Raw genomic sequence first — 7,291 nt, 5'->3', positions numbered from 1 at the left:
GTGTGTAGGTTTTGAGAATATACTGATAATCGTTAATGAAATAAGCACTAAAGCGCGAACGCATTAACGCCTCCGCATCTTTAGCATTTAATTGTCCATCAATGATAGGCTTGCAACATTGTTCAAAAGCTAACGTATTACCGCAAAAACACTTTTTAATCATGGTATAAAATTGTTTACGTTTAAGGACATTATTTGCTAAGCCTAGGTGACTTTCCTGTGGATAGTCAATATCAATATCGACTAAAAACGCTAGCAGAAACTAGAGACTTACCAAGGCCCTTTAACGACATTATTTTTTTGATTTATGTTTGGCATTAAATTAACCAATGCCACATTGTAATCAATGCAAAGCTGCTTGAGACGTTTGAAGCTAATTTCATCTAAAGACAATTGCTCAACGAAGAGGTTTTCACATTGATTGCCAGCAATAATTTTTTCAAGCCAAAGCAATAAATATTGCTGCTTGGGTTTAACCATATGTATGCAATTAGCTTGTTTATCAGAAAATCGAATGTGATTGGCTACTAAGAAAGTCCATTTATTGATACGTTTAACATTTACACCCTCGTTTTGGTTAATACCTGTTGGCACTTGCATCGTGGCTAGTGGTGAAGCGTTACTTGTAATGTATGTAAACTTTCCATAATGGTTTCTTAATAGTGATTTTATATACAGTGGATGTTTATACAGTAGTACTGTATAAAACATCATGCAAGCTTTTTTTTTGTCGTTACCAAATCTTATTGTCATGGTTTCCAATGAAATGCGATCCTAGTGCTATGAAACTCGGGCTTTTGTGAGGAGGATAAAAAGTGAGCTTAGAAATTTCCAATAGATTGCGAAAAATACCGGCGAAACGAAGACCACCACAAGTGCTCAGATCCACGTGATAGTTTTTTTGAGAATACTAAAAGTGATTTGAGAATAGAAATGCAAATTTTTATAAGGCTCAACAAGTCCATCAATCTAAGGCCTGAAAAATTTATACTTAAGATTCAGTTGTATATAATGATAGTGTTTTTTGTAATGATTTCTTGATCTTGGCTCTTAGGAAATCAGGTTGTATGCATTCTACATCCGCTCCATAGCGTAAAATCCAAGCAATTAGGTCGTATGTAGGGACGGTTGTAAAGGTCACTTCGCTCCATTGCTCGCCAAGCTTTTTAATAGATTGACCTTTGCCAAGTGCATGTCGCATAAGCACATCACTAGCATAGCCTTTAACTTTTAGAGTTACAGTGACTGGCTCGTCTTTGAGTACATAACCAGAAGGGTTAGTCGCAAAGTAAGAGGCAAGACTAAATGTTTTAGGCACAACTATATTCATAAAACCCATCTTTACTGACTTTATTCTATGGAGTAAAAATAGATGAGGCTCTTCTGGATTATTCGTGTGCGAAGCCACTAAATAATGGGTTTGTCCACGTACAATTATCCCAAGTGGATTTAGTTCCATTTTCAAAGGGGTAGCATAATGGGCATAACTATAGGTGATGCTTAGTTTAGACTCTTCTATCACACTAAGGTAAATCGCTTCTCGGATGGCCGTATTGCCCCAAGGTTCGTTAAACTCATTAACTAAAAGTGGGTAACCATCAGATATAACGTGGACTTTTTGTTCAAGTTTGGAAACCTTTTGATAATTTGATAAGACCATTTTGGCTTTCTCAAGATTTTCATTTACTTTCCAATGAATTGACTCCGGAAGCGTGTATTTCAAGGTTTGATGACTAAGTACCATCATAAGTGCGTCAAAAGGCCCAGCAGCACTTGGCACTTTCTTCTGTTGTGGCAACTGATACCAAAGTAGTTGGCCTTCATTATCATGTGATTCAATTTTCAATGCACATTCTAACTTTCGCAAGTCACGCTCAATTGTGCGCTTTGATACAGTAAAACCATCATCAATAAGGTTTTTATGTATAGCTTTGGCAGTAATGCCTTGTGCAGGATAAGTTGGTAGCTGATTAAGCATTGTTAAATGCCTTAATGTGGTATCGGTGCTCAAATGTTTCCCTCTTTTTATTTATAACATTATCAAAACCGACAATGAATGTCGCGACACTAATTGTCGCAGGTTGATTTAGGCTAAGTATGAAATGAAAAGGAGTCTATATGAAACTCATCTCAACCAGAATACACAGCAACTCATTTGCTGATTTGCTCGCACATCACCCTGAATATATGATGATAAGAGTCGCCGTCAACTTGGATGAACTCAATTTAAGTGACAATGGTAAAGAGTTAACAGTGAGGGGTAAAATCCAAAATTGTTTTGAGGATATTGGCATTACCCTTTACTTTTCCCAGCAAAAAGACCCTAAAACAATGGAAATCTGGCATTATATTATTAAGGCATTATGTGTCACTAAGCACACGGTATTAATAGATGCCGCAACTTACAGCATACTGGACGGAGAGGTGCAGGTGTATAACCCAAACCTTTCTTATGAAGAGTGGTATTTACAAGGACACAATGTGAAGGAAGAAAAAATTGGCATTTTTTGGCTATATCAAAATACCATTATAGAAAAGAGCAAACTTGCGATAAATGTAAACCCAGACTCTCTTGGTCTTCGTGATGTTGATTTTCAACACATTGATGCTTGGGAGCATGAACGCATTTATATGCCAAAGTTTCTAGGACTAATGGGATCTGAGTATCAAGAACTCCCTCGTGGTAGAGTGATTTATTCTGACCAGAAAAACAAATTCATTATTTATGCCGATAAAGCGTGTTTAACTGAACAAGTAAAAACTGAGATTCTTTGCTGTTTCAAATTGGAAAAGGTCAGAGAGCAGAAACGGGTAACCTTTCGAGTAGATCCTCATTATCGGACTAATTTACACACTGATATATTGTCTGATTTTTAAATTGCGTCCAAAAATAATGTTATTTCTGTTATTAAACCACTGATTTGGTGGAGTTTTGATTCACATTTCAACAAATTATTACAAACCGCATGAGCCTGCCTTAGGCATCACAACACATTTTAACTTGGCACTTTATTAATGAAAGATATGGATGAATTGTTTAAAGAATGGAGATCACTTGTGTTAGCTGATTCGGATCATTTTGTTGAAGATGGCATTATCTGCCATGAAACATGGAATTCAGTTAACCGTAAGATTTTATTTATATTAAAAGAAACAAATGACTACGAGGGTAATATATCCAAGCTTATTAATGATGCTGTAAGAGTGCGACCTAAAAGTAAACTTTGGTTAAGGCCGACTTTTCATAATATTGGCCGGTGGGCATATGGATTGCTAAATTTTCCTGAAGATGTCAACTCTTACAAAGAAGCGAATAAAGAAAGAAAAAAGTCTCTTCTCTCATGTTCATTTATTAATATTAAGAAAACATCTGGAACAAGAACAGCAGGAAAAGGTGTCGAACTAAATGCAATAAAATATGCTTCATTTCTAAGAAGGCAAATTGAAATACTATCACCCGACATAATCGTTTTTGGCGGTACCTTTCAAACAATGAAAGATCACGTCCTACCTGAAATGCAGAAAAAATCCCATCGAGTTCATAAATTCAACAACATAATTTGTATAAATGCTAACCATCCCGCTTGCACAAAAAAACGAATATTAATGTATGATCAGGTTGTTAGTAATTATGCAAATTACATTGCAGAAAATGCATAGTAAAGCATTGAAGTAGACTAATTTTATCTTGTTCTACTACTCCAAATTTAAAGCCGATGTATCATCAGCTATGCCCCCAGCAGGTATAGCTCAAACTATTTTCAGTAAGTGTCGTCTTATCAATCAGTCAATTTTGTTTGTAGTAAACAGCAAAGTAATGGAATAATTGATTAACAGAAAAGCTCCAAAACAATAATATAAAATTTAAGCAATTCAGTCTGCTAAGGAATTAAACGCATCAATGGCTACTAAAAACACCACCGCATCTATCAATAGTATCGAAGGTACTGTCAAGTTAACGAGCAGACTCAGAAACATGCGATAATTGAGGTATAAAAAATACTAATATTTATGCTGGATATCGCTATCCATCCCAAATTATCAGTCACACTGTGTGGCTTTATCATAGATTTGCACTTAGCCTTCGTGACATCGAAGAATTGCTGGCAGCAAGAGGCATTACCGTCAGTTATGAAACTATCAGAAAATGGTGCTTAAAGTTCGGTAAACAATATTGTAATCAGATCAGGAAGAACCGTAAACAACTTGGTGACACGTGTTACTTGGATGAAGTATTTGTAAAGATAAATGGAGTGCTGCATTACCTTTGGCGGGCAGTCGATCAGGATGGTGACGAAATTGACATTCTGGTTTAGAAACGTAAAGACAAGAAAGTGGCGAGACGATTCTTCAGAAAGTTACTTAAAGGGCAACAAGCCGCGCCAATCAGGATAGTCACCGATAAATTGCGCAGTTCTTCAGCAGCAATGAAAGAACTGATACCTGATGTAGAACACTCAACCCAACAGTACAAAAACAACCGATGCGAATTATCCCATCAACCTAGTCGACAACAGGAAAGGCAGATGAGGAAATTTAAATCCAAAGGACAGGCTAAACGATTTCTCTTGTGTCATGGAATGGTTAATAATCTGTATAGGCCGGGTCGCCATTTAATGAAAGCAAATAATTACAGACTTATCCGAGACAGATCGTTCGTTGAATGGAACAGGATGAGTTATGTCCAAAATTGGGATAGGTAGTTAAAATACCATTCAGTGCATCCGATCCCGGTAACTTGACAGTCCCCTTTTTTTATATGATGGGCATTGGGTTATGATAAATTTAGTCGTGTCGAATATATTATTTTAAATACCAGACGAGTTATAGTTTTAAAAAGTAGAGGTACCATGAAAGCTAAAGCAACAGAATTTACATAAACTTGACTATTTCTGGTTTTTTTTGGTTAATGCGCTGGTCAGATATCTAGGCTTTCTGTGTTTTAACTAATTGTTTCTCAGGTAATGGTAGAAGAGGGCATAAATAAGCTACTGTACAATTTAGAAGCAAATCCATCTGTCATACCAGATATATAATCGGCAATGACTCTGTGTCCGTTACCCGCGTTATTTGCAACTAACCAACGTTGGCGTGTGTTCTCAGGCAATAGTCTTTGCGGATCGGATGCAAAAGCCTGAAATAATTCCATGACTATTTGTTGGCCTTTATATGTGGTCATTTGTATTTCTGGTTTCTTAATGACGCGATGAAATACGTACGTTTTGAAAAGATTCAGTGCATGATTAAAGGGTGTATGAAAAGCAGCATTGTACTTCAGTAAATCTTGTTCAAAGTTTGGTGCAATTTTAATTATCTGAATATTAGTAATAAAACAATTAACTAACGCACCAATAGCATCCTTTCGTTCGTGATGATGTTGACTAAAAAGCTTTTTGCTAAGCTCCATGATATTTTGATTCATCCAACCAATATCTAATCTGAGAAGAGGTTCAGCCACTTCTTGATTAAATTGTGACTCGTTAACTATACCCATCACAATCGCATCCTCAAGATCATGAATGCCATAAGCAATATCATCTGCCAGTTCCATAATTGAACAATCAAACGATTTAAAAATTGTTTCGTGATGGCTGTCTTGGGTAAGATTAAATTGCATAAATTGTTCCGAGTCATCACTAGAAAAACCTTCAAGCAACCATTCAAATGCCGATTTGTCACATTCATATAAACCTTTGGGAGGATGCCAAAGTGATGCCTTAACTTCTCTATGGGGCACTGGCTCTTGAGCTTGTGGAGGCTGATTAAGTTGCGGCAGGTAGTTAGGGTACTTAATCAAGCCTAATAACGTGCGCCTGCTAAGATTCATCCCGTGTTCTGCAGTATAAGGTTCGAGTTTAGTGACTATTCTGAAGGTTTGTCCGTTTCCCTCAAATCCACCATGATTGCGCATCATATAGTGCAATGCCACCTCACCACCGTGACCGTAGGGAGGGTGACCGATATCATGGGCCAAGCATAAAGCCTCAATTAAGGTGTCATTCAAACCTAAATGTTGGGTTAACTCAGCGTGCTTGTTTCTTAATTGTGCCGCTATTCCTTGACCAATTTGTGACGCTTCCAATGAATGAGTCAGTCGAGTGCGATAAAAATCACTCATCCCTGCACCCAATACTTGGGTTTTTGCCTGTAACCGCCTAAAGGCAGCTGAATGCAATATTCTGGCTTTATCGCGTTGATAAGGAGTGCGCTGATCACCTAGGCGTTGAAGTTTTTGACTATGCCTGCGCTGTGTCCATAATTCCATAATTTACATCTGCTCCACGCTATATTATTTGAGTCGAATTATCTTGGGACCATGTGACCAGATGCTCGCCAGATAATCAAGGGCTCTTAAAATAACATCGCTAGCCACTAGGCAAAAAACATTGTGTACTTATCATTAAGACTGAAGATCATATTATCAATGCTTTTCTTGTGTAATTTGTCGACGATTAAACTTATACCAAACGCCTTTGCTTTAACAAAACAATCTAATTTTGAGAATGATAATCCTTTAATGCGCGACATCAAAGAAAAAGAGATTAATGTACACACTCTTTGTATGATGAATCAGTTTCTATATTCTTTCGGTATGTTATACGGTTTTAAAAGACTTGTGTTGTGGTCAACTCTAACCGATCACTTTCTTTTGAGATATTTCATAATTAATCGACTACATATTACTATTAGCAGTATTAAGTTATTCCTAGTTGTAATGATTCATATAGGCCGTAACATATTGATTCATTTGTTCGTGGGGTGATTATAATATTTTTAATATCTAGTCATGTATCGAACTGCTTAAGAACCCCTTTCACCACAACATTGTCTCAACACGCAACCACATCGCCAATTAATATATGAATACTGTGCCTCTGAGCAGATCATTAAAGTGCTGAGTAGTGAATTGAGAGCCTCAGTCACTGTGAAATACGAGCATCTGATTTGGTAGCCTTAATTTTTTTACTTTGATAATAGTTTTGCTTATCAAGTTCGAAATCATACGCTTTTCTATATGCCAACCGACAATCCATCGTGAATATAAACCCATTACCATCGCCAGATATATCTATCCTTCTGCTGTTTTCAGATCGGTTTTGTCAGCAACCCAAAATTCATCTGGCGCCACACGTGTCTATTTTTTAATCAGTTTACGAGTTAAATATCGAATGATTTTGAAACCTTCTTCAGCAGCTTTTTAGACAGTTCTCGACTGCCCAAATTGTCCTTATCGGCTTTGAATAGTGCCTTAGCTTATAATAGTACTGGGCGCATTTCCCAAGCATAAAAT

General features: G+C 36.9%; 6 protein-coding genes and 1 pseudogene. 3 read left to right on the top strand and 4 right to left on the bottom strand.

Annotation, left to right across the window (positions count from 1 at the left end):
* From QZ562_RS18105 to QZ562_RS18095, 3 genes are all read right to left on the bottom strand, one after another.
* Positions 1 to 163, bottom strand: a 163-nt coding sequence (locus QZ562_RS18105; protein WP_293763307.1) for a YchJ family metal-binding protein, incomplete at its 3' end; no start/stop codon positions are given.
* Positions 164 to 270: 107 nt separating this feature from the next.
* Complete coding sequence (locus QZ562_RS18100; RefSeq protein ID WP_293763304.1) at positions 271 to 753, bottom strand: hypothetical protein; 483 nt, start codon at positions 751 to 753, stop codon at positions 271 to 273.
* A 238-nt stretch (positions 754 to 991) separates the two neighbouring features.
* The gene (locus QZ562_RS18095; protein WP_293763301.1) at positions 992 to 1,978 is read right to left on the bottom strand and encodes a WYL domain-containing protein; all 987 of its coding nucleotides are present in this window, start codon (positions 1,976 to 1,978) and stop codon (positions 992 to 994) included.
* Between the two features lie 140 nt (positions 1,979 to 2,118).
* Between QZ562_RS18095 and QZ562_RS18090 the strand changes: the two genes are divergently transcribed.
* The 3 genes and pseudogenes from QZ562_RS18090 to QZ562_RS18080 all read left to right on the top strand — a co-directional run bounded on the left by QZ562_RS18090 (position 2,119) and on the right by QZ562_RS18080 (position 4,703).
* Positions 2,119 to 2,877, top strand: a complete 759-nt coding sequence (locus QZ562_RS18090; RefSeq protein ID WP_293763298.1) for a hypothetical protein — start codon at positions 2,119 to 2,121, stop codon at positions 2,875 to 2,877.
* A gap of 138 nt (positions 2,878 to 3,015) precedes the next feature.
* Positions 3,016 to 3,660: a hypothetical protein gene (locus QZ562_RS18085; protein WP_293763295.1), complete on the top strand. Its 645-nt coding sequence runs from the start codon at positions 3,016 to 3,018 to the stop codon at positions 3,658 to 3,660.
* Between the two features lie 392 nt (positions 3,661 to 4,052).
* A pseudogene (locus tag QZ562_RS18080) lies at positions 4,053 to 4,703 on the top strand (IS6 family transposase).
* Positions 4,704 to 4,957: 254 nt separating this feature from the next.
* On the opposite strand, the gene QZ562_RS18075 reads toward QZ562_RS18080, so the two are convergent.
* The gene (locus QZ562_RS18075; protein ID WP_293763292.1) at positions 4,958 to 6,265 is read right to left on the bottom strand and encodes an anti-phage deoxyguanosine triphosphatase; all 1,308 of its coding nucleotides are present in this window, start codon (positions 6,263 to 6,265) and stop codon (positions 4,958 to 4,960) included.
* Positions 6,266 to 7,291 lie beyond the last annotated feature (1,026 nt).

This window comes from uncultured Paraglaciecola sp. (genome assembly GCF_913058035.1).
Taxonomy (GTDB): Bacteria; Pseudomonadota; Gammaproteobacteria; order Enterobacterales; family Alteromonadaceae; genus Paraglaciecola.
Note: the sequence above shows the minus strand (reverse complement) of the source record. Positions and strands in the feature narration are given on the sequence as shown.